We start from the raw sequence: 21133 nt of genomic DNA on the forward strand, positions 1-21133 counted from the left end.
CTCTCCTCAGTATTTATAATTTATAGACGCTTGTTTGTGTTAAAAGAAGGATCGTCAGGATTTTTAAGTCCACTAACTGAAAGAAATTCATTTTGAAAAATATGTCTAACATCATTATCTGTCAAAGGCTTTTCTAACAATTTGCGTTGCTTTTTAGCCTGTGCTTCCTTTTCAAAATAAATTTCTTTAATGCCAACCATATTCATGCCTTCATCTAAATAATCTTTAATTTCAAATAACTTATCAATATCATTCAGTGAATACATTCTGCGATTACCATCATTTCTTTGGGGCATAATTAACTCCTGCTCCTCATAATAACGAATTTGACGAGCCGTTAAGTCCGTTAATTTCATTACCGTTCCAATTGGTAATACCGCTAATGATCGTCTGAGTTCCTTCTCTTTCATAAACAAGCCTCCTTTTTAATTACATCCTTATAGTAACAAGGAAATAAATGACTGTCAACGTACAATGTTAGATTTTATAACATAGCTTACAGTCGATTGTTCAATAGAATGTTTTTTCAACTGCAGCTGTAACTGCTAACTTAACATGCGCATACGTTAACCCACCCTGAACATAAAGCGTATAAGGTTCTCTTATTGGACCATCAGCTGACAATTCGACACTAGCACCTTCAACAAAAGTACCCGCAGCCATAATAACTTTATCTTCATAACCAGCCATATCACTTGGTTTTGGTTCAACATATGCATCAACGGGAGATTCACGTTGGATAGCTTGAGCAAACTTAACCATTGGTTCTGGTTTACCAAAGTTAACCGTTTGAATGAGATCAGTTCTTGGTGCATCCCATTTTGGTGACACATCTAATCCCATTTTTTCAAGTAATGCACTCGTATAGATAGCACCTTTAATTGCCTCACCTGTTACATGAGGTGCTAAAAAGAACCCTTGAATAAAATCTCTCATAACATTTAAGGTGGCGCCCTCTTCATTACCAGTACCAGGTGTTGTTAGGCGGTAACCAGCTTTTTCAATTAAATCAGCACGTCCAACGATGTAACCACCCGTTTTAGCTAAACCACCACCAGCATTTTTAATTAGTGACCCTGACATGATATCAGCACCTACCTCTGTTGGTTCAATTGTTTCAGAAAATTCACCATAGCAGTTATCGATAAAAATAATCACATCTTTTGAAATTTTACGAACTTCTTTAATCATCTCAGCAATTTCAGATACCATAAAACTATCTCTAGTTGCATACCCACGAGAACGTTGGATTGCAACAACTTTAACCTTATCCGTTAACTTTTCTTTTAAACCATTAGAATCCATATGATTGTCAGCCGTTAATGGGACGTAATCAAACCCGATACCATATTCTTTCATTGAACCAATACCCGTTCCAGAAATACCAATAACTTCCTGAATCGTATCGTATGGCATCCCAGTAATATATAATAAATCGTCCCCTGGTCGTAACATACCAAAAAGGGCTGTTGAAATTGAATGCGTTCCTGAAACAATTTGTGGTCTCACCATTGCCGCTTCTGTTTTGAAAACATCTGCATAGATACGATCAAGTCCATCGCGGCCGATATCGTCGTATCCATATCCTGTTGATCCGGCAAAATATGTTTCAGAAACATTATTTTTCTTAAAAGCTTCCAAGACTTTTTGTTGGTTAAACAAAACCTGTTCATCAATTTCTTTTAGTCTTGGTTCAATTTGAGTATCAACTTCTCCTACAACATTTGCTAACTCCTGTGATAAATTATCTATCCATTTTTGCATATATTCTTCTCCTTATGACTTTTGTCCTTTTAACCAATCCACTATTTGTATTTCTATTTTACTTAGTTGTTCCGGATGCTCGATTAAATCAAACCAGTTAACTGCCATTTTATTTCTAAACCAAGTTAATTGTCGTTTTGCGTAACGCCTTGAGTTGCGTTTTATTAACTCTGTCGCTTCATCAAGTGATTGTTTTTCTTCAAAATAAGCATATAGCTCTTTATATCCAATACCTTTACTAGCTGGTAAATCATTGGTTTTTTGGTTAAAAAGCCATTTTGCTTCATCAATCAGCCCGGAACCAATCATAAGGTCAACTCGACGATTAATCCGATCATATAGCACTGACCTATCAGTCGATAACCCAATAATAAAGGGGTTAAACTCATCCGTTTTTTGATCCGCTTGCGCCGAAAACAATTGATTTGATTTTTTAATAACCTCTAATGCCCTGATTACTCGTAGCGTATTATTAACTGGAATTTTTAATGCTGCATTTGGATCTAAGCTTTCTAATTCTTGCCAAAGTGCCTCAGGACCGATTTTTTCACTACGTTCTTGTAATTCTTTTCTTAAATTTAAATCGTCGTCATTATCTGTTCCCAATTGAAAATTATCAAGTAATGCCTGTAAATAAAATCCGGTCCCACCAACAATTATTGGTAATTTCCCTCTAGAGGCAATATCACTAATTGCTGCGCGACTTTCGACTGTAAAATCAGCGACTGAATAACGTTCATCACTATTCTTGTGATTAATTAAATAATGTGGAATTCCATCCATCTCATCTTCTGTAATTTTAGCCGTCCCTATATCTAATTTCCGGTAAACTTGCATAGAATCGCCTGAAATAATCTCACCATTAAATTTTTTTGCTAATTTTATCGATAAATCAGTTTTACCAACTGCAGTTGGCCCAACAATTAACAATACTTTTTGCGTCATTTCTAATCTCCTTGAATATCTTTTCGTACTTCTATTGCTTTTGCAGGAAAATCTGTAAAAATGGCATCATATTTCTTTTTAAAACAATAAGTCATATCCTTAACTGAATTAACTGTCCAAGGGCGAATCAGTAGCTTTGGCCAAAATAAGCCATGTCGTTCTCTCAGCCAGGTCACATCAGGGTGTAAGCTAGTGATTAAATGATGCTTAGCCAATTGACGCGACTCTTTAATTTTAAATTGGAATAAACTCGCGAATTCTGCATCAGGATTAATTTTTTGCATTCTACGAATTGAGTTTGGATTAAAACTAGAATACAAAAGATGAATATCTGATGGTAATTGTTCCATTTGTTTATTTACAAGTTCTTCTATACCTTGGTATTCTATATGATTCGTTTTTAATTCTAAATTAAAAGTGCCTTTAAAGTTGTTATCTTTTAACAACTCAATTACTTCTTTTAATGTTGGAATTTGTTCACCTTGATAGTCAGAACTGAATTTAATTCCTGCATCTGCTTTTTTTAATTCCGCTAGTGTCAGATTTACTACCTTACCTGTTAAATTTGTGGTCCTATCAATTTTTTCATCATGCATAATGATTAGTTCACCATCTTTAGACAACTGAACATCAGTCTCAATGCCGTCGGCTCCTGCATCTATTGCGGCCTGAAAACTAACTAACGTATTTTCTGGTCTGGTTCCCTTACTTCCGCGATGCGCATAAATTTTGGTCTGCATATACAAGTCACCCCTAACTTTCAAAAATTATTATATCATTAATCGTAAAATAGCGGTGCTTTTAGTGGCAATTTTAGATTGAATAAGTCATAATAAAGATGTCAAATGAATAAGGAGGTCTACATAATGAAAAACTTTTCAAAAGGTTTCTTAGTCGGAACTGCTGCAACTGTAGGCGCATTAGTTGGTAGCGTCTTTGCCTTTAAAAAAACTGTTGTTGCACCCATCGAAGAAAAAGAACAAATGATTGAAGAAAACCGTAAACGTGCAACACGTAAGAGCCGTTCATCACACCATTCATAAACTAATAAAAGCATTGAAGAATTTTCATTCCTCAATGCTTTTTCTTTTTAGCGTTTTTTTGTTCTACCATCCCATTTTGAAAAACCTGTTTTCAAAATAGTAATATCTGTATAGCCTTGTTTGTGTAATTTATAGGCTGCTCGAGTACTAATCGATTTACCTTGGTCATATAAGTAAAGAGGTAAATCTTTTCTTAAACCACCAATCGCTGTTTTAAATTGAGAATAGGGAATATTTCTTGCTCCCATAATATGAGAAGCATCAAATTCACTTTTTTCACGTAAATCAACAACTTGCGCCTTACGCATACCTTCATTAAATTCTTCATTTGTTACTAATTTAGCTGCACGGCGACCCATATACCAAAGATAAAATTGGTTACCAGCTAACCCAACTAAAATAATAATCAAAATGATATTAATTATTAAACTAACCTTTACTGCTCCTAAAATCATACTAGTTCTCCCCTCAATTATTATTTAATAAACTGACGAGCAAGTGAAGCGGCACCAATAACGCCAGCTTCATTTCCTAATTGTGCTAATTTTAATGATGTTGATGAACGAACTGTTGGGAATGAAAATTGTTTAAAGTATTTAGTAACTTGATCTAATAGGAACGTTCCAGCAGCAGAAACACCGCCACCGATAACAATATATGCTGGATTTAACATATTACCTAAGTTACCACAAGCTAGTCCAAGATAATACGATACCTTATCAACGACCATTTTACCTAAAACATCATTCTCTTTAGCTAAATCAAAAACTAATTTAGATGTAATTTCTTGTCCGTCATCTAACATTTCTTTTAATTTTGATTGGCCAGCAAACTCTTCAGCCATATCACGAGCTACACGTACAACACCAGTAGCTGAAGCATATTGTTCTAAACAACCATGCTTACCACAAGTACACATGTAGCCATTAGGTTCAACTGTAATATGTCCAACTTCGCCACCAGCACCAGCAACACCATGTAATAATGCACCGTTAGCGATAATACCGCCACCAACACCAGTTCCAAGCGTGATGAAGGCAACTTCATCATCATTTTCGCCAGCGCCTTTCCAACGTTCACCTAAAGCAGCAACGTTGGCGTCATTATCAATAGCAAATGGAATTTGTGTACCGGATTCAATATCTGCTTGAACATTTTGCAATGTTTTCCAGTTCAAATTATATGCACCAATAACAGTTCCATCTGCACGATTTACTGTACCTGGTGAGCCCATACCAATTCCAACGAATTGATCAGCAGTCATATCAAATAGTCTGATATGGTGATTAATTGAAGCAATGATATCTGGCACAATATGTGAGCCTTCATCAAGAACGTTTGTTTCAATACTCCATTTTTGTTGAATATCGCCTGTTTCAGTTAAAATAGCGAATTTAACTGTTGTGCCACCTAAGTCGACACCAATTAATTTTTTTTCAATTACCATTATTCAAATTCCTCCACTTACACTCTCAATTATTTTGTTCTTCAACTCGATGTTCATGAGATAGTACAATTTTAGCTCTAGCATAGATTTTGTCATCAATCACTCCTGATCGATGTAAATTATCTAATTCCAATGCCATTAATTCAATATCCCACATACGTTTACCAACATAAACGTACACACCAAATTGTTTCAATAGTTGTTGGACATCATACAAATTTTTCAATTAACGGTCACCACCTTAAACTAGATACTATTAGAAATTCCAATTTTAATCAGAATTAAATTGATAATAATTAAAATAACGAATGCAGCTATCTGTTTAATATGACTGATTCGTGCCAATCTTGGTGCGCCTACAGTCGTTGCGATTAAGAATCCAGATAAAATACCGCCAATATGAGCTGCATTATCTGTACTTGACGACATAAACCCAAACGCAAGATTTAACACAATGAATAGTAAAAATTGCTGCGACATTTGTCTAAAATAGGCACTTTTTCTAAAATTATCACCTAACATTAGGAATGCCCCAAATAAACCAAAAATAGCACCACTAGCGCCTGCCGAAATAGTATCTGGACTGAACGTGAAACTTGCAATATTGCCAGCAATTCCAGCAAGCAAATAAATGCCTGTAAAACGCCAATGACCAAATAACATCTCAATTTGGATACCAATAAAATACAATGTAACCATATTAAGGACAATATGTTCAAATCCAATATGTAAAAATATGGGATTAAATAATCGCCACCACTCGCCGTCCATGATCAGTGGATTATATTTAGCGCCAAATTCAATTAATACATTTGTGTCTTGACTACCACCAGCAAGTGTCATTGCGATGAAAACAATTGCTGATAATCCAATAAAAAAGTACGTCATAAATGGTGTATTTTTGTATTTTGCCAAATTCATAGATAGCTCCTTATTTCATATAAAAATTTACAAAATAACGTTTACAAGATTTTATTTCAACTAGTATAAAAGTTATTTAAAACAAAAAAACAACAGGAAAATTCCCGTTGTTATTTTGTTTCGCGATGTAAAGTAACCTTACGATCACGTGGGCAAAATTTATTAAGCTCAACACGATCTGGATTATTACGTTTGTTTTTACTTGATAGGTATGTCCGTTCATGACATTCCGTACATTCTAATGTAATGTGTACACGCATGGTTGCAACCCTCCATATATTTCTTCATAATTTCATAAGACAATTAGTCTTTAACGTCTTATATAATATCATTATTAATAAGTAAACGCTAGTGTTTTTTTTTATTTGTTAAGGAAATTTACTTTACAGCAATAAAATCAGGTATTAGATGACTTATTTCCTTAATATTATTTATCAGATTCAACAGTTTTCCAAAATGCTGAATAAATTGAAACTGCTGCCTGACCATTCACAGCACTACCTGTATTATTAGCCATTCCAGGGAAAACGAGTGCAACGACCACTTTAGGCTTGTTAGAAGGTGCATATGAAGCCAAACTAAGTGCTTCAGTTTCAGATGTTCCATAGAATGTTTGAGCAGTACCTGTTTTAGCTGAAATTGATGGTGTTACATCACTCATCGCATTCCCAGTTCTCAATGAACTTGATCCATGAACAACCTTATAAAATCCTGATTGAACAACATCAAATTCTGATTTTGTTGCGTTAACTGTACTTAAAATATTAGGTGTCATTTCAGTTTGAACAGAACCTAAAGAACCATCCTCATTTGTTGAACGAATCGCTTTTACAATTTGTGGTTGTAATCTTGTACCACCATTAGCCATCGTTGACATGTATTGCGCTAATTGAATAGTTGTATATGAATCATAATTTCCGAAAGATAAATCAAGTGCTTTACCAATATTTGTTTGGTTAGCTACACCCTCAAAACCAGTTGACTCACCAGGTAAATCAACACCTGTTTTGATACCAAGTCCGAATTGATTAAAGTAACCACGCATTTTGGGGAAAATTGAATTCGACATATCCAGTGAAGAACCACTTGAATATTTGAATCCGCCTTCTCTCATTGCTAACTGCATCATGTACGAGTTAGAAGAAACCATTAATGCATCAGAAGCTGTTAACGCAACGTTAGCTGAACCAGATGTATTAAACCATGATGACTTAGGAGCTGTCCCAGCAAGCTTAATAGGTTCATCAGTTATGGTATTGCTAGTTGGTGTAATTGCCCCATCCATCATAGCTCCCATAACCGTAGCACCTTTTACAACAGAACCCATGGTAAATACTTGATTAATCGACCCTAAAGCATCATCCGTAATCTTACCTGTTTTAATATTTCGATTAACACCGGCCATTGCATAAACGGCACCTGTATTTGGGTTCATGACAACTGCGTAGGCCCCTGGATTATAAGGATTGCTTCCAGCAATTGATTTCACACTATCGTTCATAATCTTTTGAACTTGAGCTTGGAATTTAGCGTTAATATTTAAGACGAGATTATCACCTTTTTTACCACTATATTCTTGTACTTGTTTTACTATTTTACTATTAGCCACTTCAACCTTAGTTTGTGACTTTGTTCCTTTTAAAACATCTTCATATTGTTTTTCTAAATAACTCTGACCAACACTATCATTTCGTGAATAACCTTCAGTCATTAACGTTTCCACGCTATCACTAGGTAGCCCAGTAGCTTCACTAGTGACATTTCCGATGATACTGTTCATACTTTTACCATTTGGGTAACTTCGTGACCAGTTAGTTCCTATTTTAATCCCATTCATCCCTGATAAATGTTCACCTACTTCAGCCATCTCCTTATCGGAAACATCAGAGGTTTTTAAGTAAACAGTTGATAATGAATAAGCACCCGTCATTTTCCCAAAAACAGTAGCAGCTTCTTTTTCTTCATCAGTTAATGAATCAATGTTATTTTTAACAGCATATGCTACTGTCAATGTATTAAAATCAGTAGTTGATAATTTGTTTAACTCAGCAGATGTTAAATTTTTTTCTTTTTTTACAGCAGCAGTGACAGCTTTTAAATGCCCCTTATCCGCTAAGTAGTAATCAGCAGCATTGCGGTCTGTTAATTTACTCGTATCAATACTGACATAGGTTACTAAGTTATTAGCTATCTTATATAAATCAGGCGATAGGATACCTGATCCTTTTGTATAAGTAATTGCTCGAGAAGAATTATTACCAACTAGAACCTTACCTGTTGAGTCATAAACCATCCCACGCTGTACATTCTTAGTTTCTGTTGTCGTATCCGTACTATTAACTGTCGCTTCAAATGAAGCTCCGTTTAAAATTTGTAAATAGGCTAACTGCGCCAGTAATGCTGCAAAAAGTAGGAAAACAATAAAAAACAGGAAATTTAATCTAAATGGAATATGTGATTTATTTTGTTTGCTTCGACCTTGTTTTGTTTTTGGAAGTTTCACGTTTAATTACCTCTCACTGTATCATTATTAGTCTTTTAATTCGTATAAATATATCATTTACCATATTACCACATTTTTAAGATTCATTGGCCCAATAAACAGGCTAACAATTTATATTATAATAAAAACTTTAATAATCAGATTAAATATATTTTTATCTGCTGCTGATTTATGCGGTAAAGTCCCAAATATGCTATTCTTATTACCATACATTAATAGTCAGAGAGGTTTTAAAATGGTTAAGCTTAAAAATTATCTTAAAAAGAATCATGTACTCCTTCTAAGTTTCCTTATTCCTTTATTCATTATGCTTTGTTACTTTATTGGCCGCAAAATGTATCCTTTTGGGAATAGTTCTCTATTAACTGTTGATTTAGGTCAGCAATATATTGATTTTTTCTCTTATTTTAGAGCCACACTTCTCCATCATCCTACTAGTTTTTTCTATTCATTTTCACAAGCAATTGGTGGTGATATGTTAGGTGAGTGGGCATACTACTTAATGAGTCCTTTTAATCTTATTTTCTTAGTATTTCCAGGAAAATCAATTTTAGCGGGTGTTATGGTAGTCACCCTTTTAAAATATGCCTTATCAGGCCTTACGTTCGGTTTATTATTAAAGAAAACAACAAGAATGACTTCACTTTATATCCCATTATTTGCCACAGCGTATGCGCTAATGGGTTGGACGATTGCTAACCAACTTAATTTATTATGGTTAGACGCTGTTATTCTATTACCTTTAGTTATTTTAGGCTTTGAAAAATTACAGTTGAATTCAAAAAGTTGGGCTTATACTTGGTGGCTTGCGTTACTTTTAATCGTTAACTATTATATGGGTTATATGGTCTGTCTTTTTATGATTTTATATTTCTTATATACAACAAGTCGTGTATCTCTATCAGTTAAACAATTTTTTAAAAAATCATGGATTTTCATCTATAAATCTCTAGTTTCTGTAGCAATTTCAGCAATTATCCTCTTTCCAACTCTATTCTCATTGCTTTCAAGTAAGGGAGAATACACGGAAGAATCTATTAAAGCAAAAATTGAATATAATCCTTTAGCGATGCTTTCAAAATTTGTGATTGGTTCATTCAATTTTGATCAAATGCCTTCTGGTTTCCCTAATATTTTTGTAGGGAGTTTGGCTTTAATTGGTTTTATCTTATATTTCATGAATAACCGTTTTTCAATTAAAGAACGGGTTGTCTCTTTTTTAATCACAAGTTTCTTGATCCTATCGATGTGCTTTGAACCTTTAGATTTACTATGGCACGGAATGCAATTTCCAGTTTGGTATCCTTATCGTTTTTCATTTGTATTTTGCTTTTGGATTATCCTTTTAGCTGCTCAACAATTTGAGTACTTTAATCCTATAAAATTCTGGAAATTGAGTATTGTAGGTCTTTTATTCATCGGAATGTTTACGTACTTATTTATATCAAAAGAATCTTATAGTTATTTATCTGATGAAACTTTATTCCTATCAATTTTATTTATTCTTTTAACGTTAATTTTAATTCAGTTCCAAGATCATGCATCACCTTCATTCAAATGGTTGTTATTTGCAAGTGTAATAGCTGAGATGTCATGTAACGCTGTTTATTCATTAGATAACATTAGTTATTTATCTACAAGTGAATACGACGTGTCAACGACTGCCCTAGCAACTGAAAGTAAATCGTTAAAAAAAATTGATAATTCTTTCTATCGTGTCGCACAAACATACAGTCGGACTAAAAATGATGCCATGTCAGCTGATTTTTTCAGCGGTTCCCATTTTAGTTCTGCTTTTTCAAAATCAATCCCAACTTTTTACGGTAAGATAGGACAACCTGATGGTGATAATTATGTCACTTACTCAAATGGTACCTTGGTAACAGATGCCCTATTAAATATGAAGTACGTTTTTACACCAAAACAATTACGGACTTCTAAGGCATTGGACACACAGTTAGAAACATTGACACCACTAACTGAAAAACCTGATACAGCTTACTATAGACCTGTCTCAAATAACTCGTTAACTGAAACGGTTAAAAATCCGTATGCTTTATCAATTGGCTATGCAGCAAATGATACTATATTGACAAACAAGAATAAAACAACTAACCCATTAAGATATCAGTCTGATTGGTTATCTGCTCTAACCGGTATTAATAACGATGCTTTATTTACACCAATTAATTTTAATACTGTCAATTTTGATAACGTTGGTTCACAAATTAATTTAACAAATTCTATTCTAACAAAAACGAAACTAAATAAATCTGGACTAGTCACTTTCACATACACACCAACAACAAACGATGCTTATTATTTAACCTTAGGTTCAGGATTAAGTACTGATAATGTTTTATTTAAATTAAATGGTCACGAATTAAAACAATATAAAACGTATCGAAATACAGTTGTTGTTAATATTGCATCCAATAATAAAGGTAAAAAAATAGTTCTGACAGCTAAATTAAAGAAAAGAACCCTTTTCTTAGAAAACTTTACGCTTTATCAAATGAATGTTAATTCATTTAAATCCCAAATTAAGCAACTAAAATCTAGTGAATTAAACGTTACAAAATACAATCAACATTCAATCACAGGTTCAATATCAGTTAAACGTAATCATCAAGTCGTCTTTACAACGATTCCATACAGTAAAGGTTGGCATGTTAAAGTTGATGGTAAATCCGTAGCAACTAATAAATCATTGAATACTTTTCTCAGCTTTAAAGTTGCTAAGGGAAATCATACCGTTAAACTTATCTATTGGCCACCATACATGGGTATTGGTTTGATCGTCTCAATTTTGGCTATTCTCTTGATACTTATTAAGCCAATTATCGTTCACACAAAAAGATTGATTAAATAGTTTTTGTATAATACAAAAGGACAAGATTGCAATATGCAATCTTGTCCTTTTATTTAGTCTTGTTCATTTTTTCATCAAATTCTGTGACAGCTTTTGTTTCACCAATAATCAGTACCTGATCATTTGGTAAAATAATTTGATCTGCTAATGGTGAAATAATCATTTCTTTACCACGTCTAATACTGATTACATTTAAATTAAATGTTGATCTGAAATTTAATTCATCTAATGTCTTATTAACATATCTCGGATCTGTCATATCAATTTCTGCCAATCGGTAATCATCATCTAAATCTAAGTAATCTAACAAATGATTAGAACTTAATGCCCTACCCAACTTGATTCCCATATCTCGTTCAGGATGAACAATATGATCTGCCCCAACCTTTTGGAGTACACGAGCGTGATATTTATTCAATGCTTTAGCCGTTACGACAGGAACACCTAATTCTTTAACCATCAATGTGACTAAGATACTTGCTTGAATATCTTCACCAATTGCGACAATCACATGATCAAAATTACGAATACCGATTGATTTTAAAGCTTCATCATCTTGTGCATCGGCAACAACAGCATGTGTTGCAATATCCATATAATCATTTACACGAGCTTCATCCCTATCAATAACTAAAACTTCTTGCCCATACTCAATCAACGTTTCGCAAACACTCGCACCAAATCGACCTAAACCGATTATTGCAAAATTCTTTTTCAACTTATCTCACCTACTTAATTTAATAAAAAAAGACTAAGTAACAAATGATTTGCAACTTAATCTTTTATATTTAGCTTTTATAAATTATCTTTAACATCGGTAATTTTGACTTCAAAATTACCATTTGGTGTTTCAATTGTTACTGTTTCATTTAATTTATGGCCAACTAATCCTTTAGCGATTGGTGATTCATTTGAAATTTTACCAGACATTGGGTCAGCTTCTGCCGCACCAACAATCGTGTATGTTTCTTCCTCTTCACCAGGTTCCATAAATGAAACTGTTTTACCAACAGAAACTTCGTCAGCATCTACACCAGCGTTATCAATAATTTCTGCATAATGGAGCATATGTTCAATTGTTTTAACTCGGCCTTCAACAAAACTTTGTTCATCTTTAGCTGATTCATATTCTGAATTTTCTGATAAATCGCCATAACTACGTGCAATCTTAATACGATTAATAATTTCTGCACGCGTTTTTGTTTTTAATGTTTCAAGTTCTTCTTCAAGTTTAACTTTACCGTCTACGGTCATTGGATATACTTTATCTTCTGCCATCACTTACTCCTCTTAAAATTAATAAGTTCAATATGCCTATCAGGTTAACATTTAATTTTGTGATTGTAAACCGGTTGCGTGGATTATTGAACATAATCATTATCAGCCTGTGTCATAGGTGAAAATGCTTGGTAATATTCATACGTTTTAGAATATTCTATTTTTTTAGAATTTGAATTGAAAATAAAATAGAAATTACCTTTCTTTCTGTCCAATGGTGTCAAAACAGCCTGGATAGAATCTAAACTAGCATTGTTAAATGGACCAGGTCCATATCCTTTATAAACGTACAAATTATATGGTTTATCCACGTAATAATCAGCTGACGTTAAATCTTTTTGCGGTATATTTAGCGCATAACTAACTGATATTTTTGATTGTAACGTTATTTCTGATGCAATTCGATTGAAATAAACACCGGCAATTTTTTGACGATCTTTATGGTTTTCCGTCTCTTTTTCAACTAATGAAGCGAGAGAAATGACCTCTTGTACTGTTAATTTTTGTTTTTTTATTGTTGCATAATAAGGCGATAATTCATCATTTGCTTTAACAATCATTTGCTCAACAAGATTTTTTAACGTTGTTTTTTTATAAACAGTATACGTAGCTGGGAACAAATAACCTTCTAAAGGATATCTCACGTTTTTAGATGCCATAGTGGTATCTAAAAGATCTGGATATTTTTTATCTAAGTAATCCAAAAAAGTTTTATTTTTCATTAATTTAATAAAATCATTATATGAAAAATTTGTTTCTTTTGAAATGGATTTACCGATTTGGTTAATTGTTGTTCCCTCACCAACTAATACTTTCGCTAATTTATTTTGTATAGGCTCACTACTTCCACCTTGTTGAAGTGTCCAAGCAATTTTATCCAAACTCATAGATGCCTTAAGTTGATAGTAGCCGCCCTTAAATTGTGACACCTTTTTTTGCTTGACATAGTACGTATACACCGTACCACTTTTAATAATTTTATTTTTTTCTAAAATTGTTCCAATTTGTTTTGTACTTGATCCAATTGGAATATAAACTTGTTCAATTTTATTATTATTTTTATCTAGTGGATCTAAAGATGCCTTGATATATCTATAGGTCATAAACAATATTGTCAGTAGTAATATACATAATAATGCAATGACCCCTGCAATAATTTTCTTAGCCTGGTTTTTATTATTCTCTGGCGGTAATTCTGGAGATGTATCATCTTTTTTCATTGTTTAACCTCCTCACGCTTAATAATAAGTATTATTAAGCTGCGTCCTAAATTATCGAATATCAGCCCTAAGCGTCTCTTTTAAAGCTTCGATAACACGGTTAAAATCATTTGTGACATCTTCTTCAACCAAAGTTTTTGTAATATCTTGATAAGTTAACGTATAAGCAAGGGATTTCATGCCATTTTCAATATGAGATCCTTGATAAAGATCAAATAAATGAACATCAATTAAAGACTTTCCACCTTGTTTTTTAATTAACGCTTCAATCTCACTGTTAGCTATATCATTAGCAACTAGGAGGGCCACATCACGAGTAACTGATGGGAATTTAGAAATAGGCGCAAATAATCGGTCTGCTTTTTTCGCATCAACTAATTTTTGAAGATCTAATTCGAAAACGTATGTTTCCTTTAAATTAAATTCTTTAGCTGAATTAGGATGTACTTGGCCGACAAAACCAATTAATTCATCTTTTAAATAGATATCAGCTGTTCGTCCTGGATGCATATCTTCATGACTTTCAGAAGATACATAAGTAACATCATCAACTAATTCTAATTGTGTTAATAATTGTTCAACAACACCTTTAATCATGAAGAAATCAACAGGTTGTTTTTCATTTTGCCAATTTGCAAGTTTAAATAATCCTGTCATTGCACCTGCAATATGTTCAATTTCAGTAGGTCGCTCTTCGCCCTCACTGCGGAAAAAGACTCTTCCTTGTTCATAGAAAGCAAGATTGTCAGATTTTCGTGCTTCATTGTACGCTAAATCATCTAATAACCCGCTGATTAAGTTCATTCTTGTTGTTGTTCGTTCTGAGCTCATTGGGAACATTAAATTTGTCGTAAAAACATCTTTTTCTTCAAAAATAAATTTACCAGCTTTTTCTTCCGTTGTTAATCCATAACTAATAACTTCAGATAACCCAGCTGATTCCAAAATATGACGCGCCTGTTTAATCATTTTTTGTTTATAAGTATATTTACCAGGAGTCATTTTGCCAGTTGGTAGTGTAGAAGGAATATTATCGTATCCATAAATACGCGCGATTTCTTCTACTAAATCTGCTTCAATACTAATATCCCAACGTCTTGCAGGAACTTCAACATTTAAAGTACCATCGCGATTTACAACCGTAAATCCTAATTGTTTAAATAATTTAGTGATTTCAGATTCTGATAATTCAGTCCCAAGTACACCATTAATATGTGCCACCGTTGTATCAACAAAAGTTGACTCTGCTTCTAGCTTACTTGCACTTGCCGTACCCGACACAACTGTTCCATCACCTAAATTAGCGATTAACTCTGCTGCTGCATCAAGTGCTTCTTGTACTGTTTCAACGTTAATACCACGTTCAAATCGCATTGAGGCTTCACTATGAATACCATGTGTGCGTGCTGTTTTTCTAACCATTGAATTGTTAAATACTGCAGATTCAATCGCAACTGTCACAGTTTCGTCGGTTATTTGTGTTGATTCGCCACCCATTGTCCCAGCAATAGCAATCGGTGTTTTACCATTTGTAATCACAATATCTTTTTCTTTTAATTCACGTTCTTCGCTATCTAGTGTTGTAATCTTTTCGCCAGCAATAGCTGTTCTTACTAAAATATCTTTACTTCCCAATTTATTATAATCAAAGGCATGTAATGGTTGACCATAATCCATCAATATATAATTGGTCACATCAACGACATTATTAATAGGTCTAACGCCTGCGTTCCAAAGACGAATTTGTAACCACATTGGACTTGCTTTAATTGTTAAATCTTTAATCACGCGCATCGAATATGTGGGTGCTAACGTTTTATCAGGCAACGATAAAGAAATGTAATCTTCAATTTTTTCAGTAGATGTTTCTTTCAATTCTGGATGCTTAAATGTTGCCGGAACATCATAGTCAGCAGATAGTTCATGTGCTACCCCACGCATACTTAACATATCAGCACGATTTGGTGTCACATCAATATCAATAATGTCATCATTCATACCTAAGTAATCAAAGACTGATTCACCAGGAATTGCATTTTCTGGCATTACGTAGATACCTTCTACAAATTCTTTAGGCACGACACTATCTGAAAATCCAATTTCTTGTAATGCACAAATCATACCTTCAGAAGCTTGTCCGCGCATTTTACCACGTTTGATTTTAACATTATCAGCAATTCTAGAATTGGGTAATGCAACAATAACTTTTTGCCCTGCGGCAATATTAGGTGCGCCACAAACGATTTGACTAAGAGATCCTTCACCAACATCAACTTGGCAGATATTTAAATGATCAGAGTCTGGATGTGGTACCAAACTATCAACATATCCAACAACAATTTTTTTAAGTCCTTCAGAAGGACGTTCAACGCTATCAATTTCAACGGCTGTACGAGCTATTTTTTCAGCAATAATTTCAGGTTCAATTTCTAATGTTAAATATTCATTCAACCAATTTTTAGATACTTTCATTATCTCTAACCTCTTTTCGTAAATTGTGACAGGAATCGATTATCGTTTAAATAAAAATGACGAATATCGTCGATACTATATTTAAGCATCGCAAAACGATCTGGTCCTAAACCAAAGGCAAAACCACCGTATACTTCAGGGTCGACACCGGCCATTCTTAATACATTAGGATGTACCATTCCAGCGCCTAAAACTTCTAACCAGCCTGTGTATTTACAGATTGAGCACCCTTTACCCGCACATTTAAAACAGGTCACATCGACTTCAACTGACGGTTCCGTAAATGGGAAGTAACTTGGTCGTAACCGAATTTCTTGTTCTTCTCCAAAAATTGTTTTAGCAATCAGTTCAATCGTTCCCTTTAAGTCTGCCATCGTAATATGTTTGTCGATTACTAACCCTTCGAACTGGTGAAATTGATGTGAATGCGTTGCATCATCTGTATCACGTCGATAAACTTTACCAGGTGAAACCATTTTTAATGGTCCTTTTGAAAAATCATGTGTTTCCATTGTCCTTGCTTGAACGGGTGATGTTTGTGTTCTCATTAATAATTCTTTTGTAATATAAAATGTATCTTGCATATCACGAGCGGGATGATCCGCAGGTAAGTTCAACATTTCAAAATTGTAATGGTCTTCTTCTATTTCTGGACCTGAAACAACTTGATACCCCATACCCAAAAAGAGCTCTTCCAATTCTTCAATCACTTGCATAATAACATGTGGCTGCCCTAATTGAATTTGGGCACCTGGTAGCGTTACATCGATTTTTTCTTTTTCCAACTTTTTAGCAGTCATTTTAATTTCAAGTTCTTCATTTTTCACACGAATAGCTTCAGCTAACTCATTTTTAATGGTATTAGAAAAGCTACCAATTTTAGGTCGTTCTTCGGCTGATAATTCCTTCATACCTCTTAAAACTTCTGTGATTGGTCCTTTTTTTCCAAGTAAATTAACACGAATAGCATTAATTTGTTTTAGATCCTCTGATTCACGAATTTGTTTCAAGCCTTTTTCTTGTAACTCAAGTAATTTCTCTTTTAAATCCATTAATATCGACTCCTTTATTAGTTGTTTTGATAGATTTTAGACACAAAAAGACCCCGTCCTAAAAAGGGACGAGGTCTCGCGGTACCACCCTTGTTTTTGAGAATACAAATTCCCAAACACTCAAAATGATAACGGCCATTAACCGGTTAATTGCATGATTTAAGTTAGCCTACATTAATTAACAGCTCTAGAAGTGAATTCAATATTTTATTTATTGGTTAGTTTCAGTCTAGCTAACCATCCCTTTAAATCCAAGAAAAATATCTACTATTTTCTGTCTAAGCCTTTATTCTATATTCATAGTTTAAAGGTATCAAAGCCTATCGTCAAGTCTTACTCGCAATCTTTAAGTGTATACCACTTTTCTGACCATGTATGGACGCTATCCATCATATTTTTCATGTCTTTTCCTTGTTCAGTAAGCTCATAAAAACTACGACTAGTTTCACCGATGGCGACTCTTGAGATAATATTAGTATCTTCAAGTTCTTTTAAACGTTCAACTAATACACGGTCACTGCATTTATCAACCTTTTGAGCTAATTCTTTAAATCGTTGAGGTCCTTCATCCAATAAAACGTTAATAATTAAACCGTTCCATTTTTTACCTAATATTGAAAAAGTTTTTTCAAATTTAGGACACATTTCATAATTTGTTTTTTCTTGAACAACTTGCATAATTAACCCCTCCTCAGTTACTTTATTACTATATTTTATCATTAACTAACAAAAAGTAAACAAATTGGTTCGTTTTCGAAAAAACAAAAAGGATAAGCCTGTAGGCCTATCCTTTTTAAAACTATTTTAAAATTGCAATTAATTGCTGAAAGCTATGTTTTGATTTATTTTTTAACGGTGATGAAACTTCACTTGTTGCTTCATATTTATCAACCATGGTTACAATATATCCCTCTGGATATTTAGGTGGTGCAACAGTAGCACCCCACATATGTTTCATGATGATATCTTTTTCTAAATCAGATAATGTCGTTAACTTCTCTGCATTTCTAATAGCGATACGCGGATGAATCCAAGCATGTGTACCGCGATCGAATTTAGTTGTACGCCAATCGTAGTAAAATAAATCATGTAATAATCCGGCCCTTGCCGTTGCTTTTGCATTTAAATGTAATCTTTTAGCGATACGATAACTGTCATAGGAAACTGAGATTGAATGTTCTAATCGAGTAGAAAAATGATGTTGTGTATATTCACTTAATCTTTGAACTTCTGGTTTTGCCAAAAGGTCTCCAACATAACTCATATATAATTCATCATCAAGATACGAATCTTTTTTCATATACTAGTACGCCCCCAAAATATTTTTTCCTATCTCCATCATAACTGATTGAGCACCTATTGCAAGCGCAATCAGTTATCTTTAGTAAATCGTAATAATTTCACCAAATATCATAATTAAGCTTTAAGATGAAACATTAGTACACCTGCAGCAATAGCGACATTTAACGATTCAGCACGACCTTTAATTGGAATATATAAATTAGCATCCGTTTCATTTAACAGGTCATTACGCATCCCGTTACCTTCATTTCCCATAATTAAACCAAAATTATCTGTAGCAGAAATCTCACGATAACTAAGTGCATCTTCATTTAATTCAGAACCATAAATAGCAATATTATTTTCTTTGAATAAGGTAGTAACTTCCATTAAATCGGCATCCACTAATTGAACATGAAATTGGCTTCCCTGCATCGAACGTAAAACTTTAGGATGATGACTATCTGCACTACCCTCACCAAAAATGACACCTGTTAAACCGGCAGCATCGGCAGTTCTAACCATTGTTCCAATATTTCCTGGATCTTGAACACCATCTAGCATTAACCAGCCACCAGTTAAATGGTCAACTGATAATTGTTGATTTTCTTCCATCTCAGTTACCGCGTAAATACCTTGTGGCGTACTCGTGTCAGCAAGATATAAACTAACTTCAGATGAGATTTCTACTTGCTCAATTGTCGTATCGGCTATTTCATCAAAATATCTAAAATCATTAGTAACAAGCAAATATTCAATTTTTGTGTTTGCCATGAGTGCTTCTTTAACTAAATGCCAGCCTTCTAAAAGGTATTTATTTTCCTTTTTACGACCTTTTTTAGTTTGTAATTTTTTCCAGTATTTAATCTTAGCATTCTGTGTTGAATTAATTTTTTCCATAAATGTACCCCTCTTACTATTGGAAATAATTATAGCATATTTAAAATAGCATTAGTTGGTCATTATCATCTTTTCCAGTTATAATGAAAGCAATAAATGCCTATATCTACTTTATAATATGGAGGGATTACATTATGAGTGCTATTCAAATAACTGTTTTTGGTCGCGTGCAGGGTGTTGGCTTCAGATATACGACGAAGAGATTAGCCGATGATCTAGGCATCTACGGGTCAGTACAAAATAATTTTGATGACAGCGTCACAATTAAAGCAAGTAGTTCAGATAATACCCAATTAGAAAAATTTATTCAAAAAGTTAAAAATTCACCTACACCAGCCGGTAAGGTGACTGATTATAAAGAAACCTCCTTAACTAATTATATGCCGACTGCCTTTACCGTTATTTACTAATTACGATTTATTTATAGCCCATTGAAATCCCCCTATATTTAAAGTATAGTAATCGATATAGTCACTTTAAGAGGGGAAAATATATTAATGAAAAAGATTAAACGTTTAACAATGCTCCCAATATTCATGGCGCTTGTCCTGTTCCTATCGGGATGCGTCCGCAGAGACAAGAATGGTAATCCTTTTGGGATGGTTTACGACTATTTAGCAAAACCAACTCAGGGATTGCTTGACTGGTTATCCGCTCATCTAGGTAACAACTACGGTCTAGCAATTATCGTTATCTCAATCGTCATTCGCTTGGCACTTATGCCAATGATGATTAATCAATCGAAAAAAGCGACCGTTCAACAAGAAAAAATGGGTTCGATTCAACCACAATTAAAAGTCATTCAAGAACGACAAAAAAATGCTAAAAGTTCAGAAGAAAAAGCAGCTATCAGTCAAGAAATGATGGCACTTTATAAAGATAACAACGTCAGCATGACTGGCGGAATTGGCTGCCTACCATTATTAGTTCAAATGCCAATTTTTGCTGCGCTATACGCTGCAATCTTATATTCTTCAGAATTAAAGGATGCTGTCTTCTTTAGCATTAAATTAGGTACACCATCAATTATCTTTACTGTGCTATGTTTCATTGTGTATTTGGGTCAAGGATTCATTTCAACAATTGGCATTCCGCCAGAACAAAAGAAAACAATGCAAACAATGTTAATTGCTAGTCCAGTTATGATGGTCTTTGTTACAATGAGTGCGCCAGCAGGTATTGGTCTCTACTTCTTCATCGGTGGCCTCTTCGCTTGTGTTCAAACATTTATAATTATGTTAATGCGTCCTAAGATTCGTCGCGAAATTCAAGCTGAACTTGCTAAGAACCCACCAATTGTTAGAGAACGTTCAACAATTGATGCTGTTGAAGAAACAGTGGAACAAACAATTGATAATGTTGAAGATAATCTTTCAAATGTAGCAAAAAATAATCGTAATCGTAATGCTGGTAAACAAAACCGCAAATAAAGATT

At 33.8% G+C, this 21133-nt stretch carries 22 protein-coding genes, 1 pseudogene and 1 other annotated feature; of the genes and pseudogenes, 4 read left to right on the forward strand and 19 right to left on the reverse strand.

What is annotated here, in order from left to right; all coding sequences use genetic code 11:
• Window positions 1-20: 20 nt before the first annotated feature.
• From AC1RPN_RS03055 to AC1RPN_RS03070, 4 genes are all read right to left on the reverse strand, one after another.
• Window positions 21-410: a MerR family transcriptional regulator gene (locus AC1RPN_RS03055; protein ID WP_481761232.1), complete on the reverse strand. Its 390-nt coding sequence runs from the start codon at window positions 408-410 to the stop codon at window positions 21-23.
• Between the two features lie 100 nt (window positions 411-510).
• The gene (locus AC1RPN_RS03060) at window positions 511-1764 is read right to left on the reverse strand and encodes a methionine gamma-lyase family protein (RefSeq protein WP_481761231.1); all 1254 of its coding nucleotides are present in this window, start codon (window positions 1762-1764) and stop codon (window positions 511-513) included.
• Between the two features lie 12 nt (window positions 1765-1776).
• Window positions 1777-2709 carry a tRNA (adenosine(37)-N6)-dimethylallyltransferase MiaA gene (gene miaA, locus AC1RPN_RS03065; protein WP_481761230.1) on the reverse strand — a complete coding sequence of 311 codons (933 nt, stop codon included), beginning with the start codon at window positions 2707-2709 and terminating at the stop codon, window positions 1777-1779.
• 2 nt (window positions 2710-2711) lie between these two features.
• Window positions 2712-3449 (reverse strand): glycerophosphodiester phosphodiesterase, encoded by a 738-nt coding sequence (locus AC1RPN_RS03070; RefSeq protein ID WP_481761229.1) that lies wholly within the window; start codon window positions 3447-3449, stop codon window positions 2712-2714.
• A gap of 126 nt (window positions 3450-3575) precedes the next feature.
• On the opposite strand from AC1RPN_RS03070, the gene AC1RPN_RS03075 reads away from it, so the two are divergent.
• Entirely contained in the window at window positions 3576-3752 is a 177-nt protein-coding gene (locus AC1RPN_RS03075) for a DUF3042 family protein (RefSeq protein WP_409022655.1), read from the forward strand.
• Between the two features lie 47 nt (window positions 3753-3799).
• Here AC1RPN_RS03075 and AC1RPN_RS03080 read toward each other — a convergent pair whose 3' ends face one another.
• From AC1RPN_RS03080 to AC1RPN_RS03110, 7 genes and pseudogenes are all read right to left on the reverse strand, one after another.
• Window positions 3800-4207: a rhodanese-like domain-containing protein gene (locus tag AC1RPN_RS03080; protein ID WP_481761228.1), complete on the reverse strand. Its 408-nt coding sequence runs from the start codon at window positions 4205-4207 to the stop codon at window positions 3800-3802.
• A gap of 20 nt (window positions 4208-4227) precedes the next feature.
• Window positions 4228-5193, reverse strand: coding sequence for an ROK family glucokinase (locus AC1RPN_RS03085; RefSeq protein ID WP_481761402.1), 966 nt, complete (start codon window positions 5191-5193; stop codon window positions 4228-4230).
• 31 nt (window positions 5194-5224) lie between these two features.
• Window positions 5225-5425 (reverse strand): YqgQ family protein, encoded by a 201-nt coding sequence (locus AC1RPN_RS03090; protein ID WP_409022657.1) that lies wholly within the window; start codon window positions 5423-5425, stop codon window positions 5225-5227.
• Window positions 5426-5445: 20 nt separating this feature from the next.
• A complete protein-coding gene (locus AC1RPN_RS03095; RefSeq protein WP_481761227.1) occupies window positions 5446-6120 on the reverse strand; it encodes a rhomboid family intramembrane serine protease in 675 nt (224 codons plus the stop codon).
• 110 nt (window positions 6121-6230) lie between these two features.
• Entirely contained in the window at window positions 6231-6380 is a 150-nt protein-coding gene (rpmG, locus tag AC1RPN_RS03100) for a 50S ribosomal protein L33 (RefSeq protein WP_057973409.1), read from the reverse strand.
• A 167-nt stretch (window positions 6381-6547) separates the two neighbouring features.
• Window positions 6548-7621 (reverse strand): penicillin-binding transpeptidase domain-containing protein, encoded by a 1074-nt coding sequence (locus AC1RPN_RS03105; RefSeq protein ID WP_481762408.1) that lies wholly within the window; start codon window positions 7619-7621, stop codon window positions 6548-6550.
• 108 nt (window positions 7622-7729) lie between these two features.
• A pseudogene (locus AC1RPN_RS03110) lies at window positions 7730-8623 on the reverse strand (peptidoglycan D,D-transpeptidase FtsI family protein); the annotation flags it as partial.
• Window positions 8624-8858: 235 nt separating this feature from the next.
• On the opposite strand from AC1RPN_RS03110, the gene AC1RPN_RS03115 reads away from it, so the two are divergent.
• Window positions 8859-11495 carry a YfhO family protein gene (locus tag AC1RPN_RS03115; protein WP_481761225.1) on the forward strand — a complete coding sequence of 879 codons (2637 nt, stop codon included), beginning with the start codon at window positions 8859-8861 and terminating at the stop codon, window positions 11493-11495.
• Between the two features lie 49 nt (window positions 11496-11544).
• Here the strand turns inward: AC1RPN_RS03115 and AC1RPN_RS03120 are convergent, their stop codons facing one another.
• The 8 genes from AC1RPN_RS03120 to AC1RPN_RS03155 form a co-directional block, all read right to left on the reverse strand.
• The gene (locus AC1RPN_RS03120) at window positions 11545-12213 is read right to left on the reverse strand and encodes a potassium channel family protein (RefSeq protein ID WP_481761224.1); all 669 of its coding nucleotides are present in this window, start codon (window positions 12211-12213) and stop codon (window positions 11545-11547) included.
• 77 nt (window positions 12214-12290) lie between these two features.
• Window positions 12291-12773 carry a transcription elongation factor GreA gene (greA, locus tag AC1RPN_RS03125; protein ID WP_481761223.1) on the reverse strand — a complete coding sequence of 161 codons (483 nt, stop codon included), beginning with the start codon at window positions 12771-12773 and terminating at the stop codon, window positions 12291-12293.
• An 83-nt stretch (window positions 12774-12856) separates the two neighbouring features.
• Complete coding sequence (mltG, locus tag AC1RPN_RS03130) at window positions 12857-13993, reverse strand: endolytic transglycosylase MltG (RefSeq protein WP_481761222.1); 1137 nt, start codon at window positions 13991-13993, stop codon at window positions 12857-12859.
• A 51-nt stretch (window positions 13994-14044) separates the two neighbouring features.
• Window positions 14045-16465 carry a phenylalanine--tRNA ligase subunit beta gene (gene pheT, locus AC1RPN_RS03135; protein ID WP_481761221.1) on the reverse strand — a complete coding sequence of 807 codons (2421 nt, stop codon included), beginning with the start codon at window positions 16463-16465 and terminating at the stop codon, window positions 14045-14047.
• 5 nt (window positions 16466-16470) lie between these two features.
• Complete coding sequence (gene pheS, locus AC1RPN_RS03140) at window positions 16471-17517, reverse strand: phenylalanine--tRNA ligase subunit alpha (RefSeq protein WP_409022664.1); 1047 nt, start codon at window positions 17515-17517, stop codon at window positions 16471-16473.
• A gap of 61 nt (window positions 17518-17578) precedes the next feature.
• Window positions 17579-17807, reverse strand: a binding site (T-box leader).
• Between the two features lie 43 nt (window positions 17808-17850).
• Entirely contained in the window at window positions 17851-18195 is a 345-nt protein-coding gene (locus AC1RPN_RS03145; RefSeq protein WP_481761220.1) for a winged helix-turn-helix transcriptional regulator, read from the reverse strand.
• 121 nt (window positions 18196-18316) lie between these two features.
• The gene (locus AC1RPN_RS03150) at window positions 18317-18817 is read right to left on the reverse strand and encodes an HD domain-containing protein (protein ID WP_409022666.1); all 501 of its coding nucleotides are present in this window, start codon (window positions 18815-18817) and stop codon (window positions 18317-18319) included.
• Between the two features lie 116 nt (window positions 18818-18933).
• The gene (locus tag AC1RPN_RS03155) at window positions 18934-19698 is read right to left on the reverse strand and encodes a TrmH family RNA methyltransferase (protein WP_481761219.1); all 765 of its coding nucleotides are present in this window, start codon (window positions 19696-19698) and stop codon (window positions 18934-18936) included.
• Window positions 19699-19832: 134 nt separating this feature from the next.
• Here AC1RPN_RS03155 and AC1RPN_RS03160 point away from each other — a divergent pair, with 134 nt between their 5' ends.
• Both AC1RPN_RS03160 and yidC read left to right on the forward strand, forming a co-directional pair.
• Window positions 19833-20108, forward strand: a complete 276-nt coding sequence (locus AC1RPN_RS03160) for an acylphosphatase (protein ID WP_481761218.1) — start codon at window positions 19833-19835, stop codon at window positions 20106-20108.
• An 87-nt stretch (window positions 20109-20195) separates the two neighbouring features.
• Window positions 20196-21128: a membrane protein insertase YidC gene (gene yidC, locus AC1RPN_RS03165; protein ID WP_409022669.1), complete on the forward strand. Its 933-nt coding sequence runs from the start codon at window positions 20196-20198 to the stop codon at window positions 21126-21128.
• Window positions 21129-21133: the final 5 nt, after the last annotated feature.

This window comes from Dellaglioa sp. CoH-57-MRSF-20 (genome assembly GCF_056781955.1).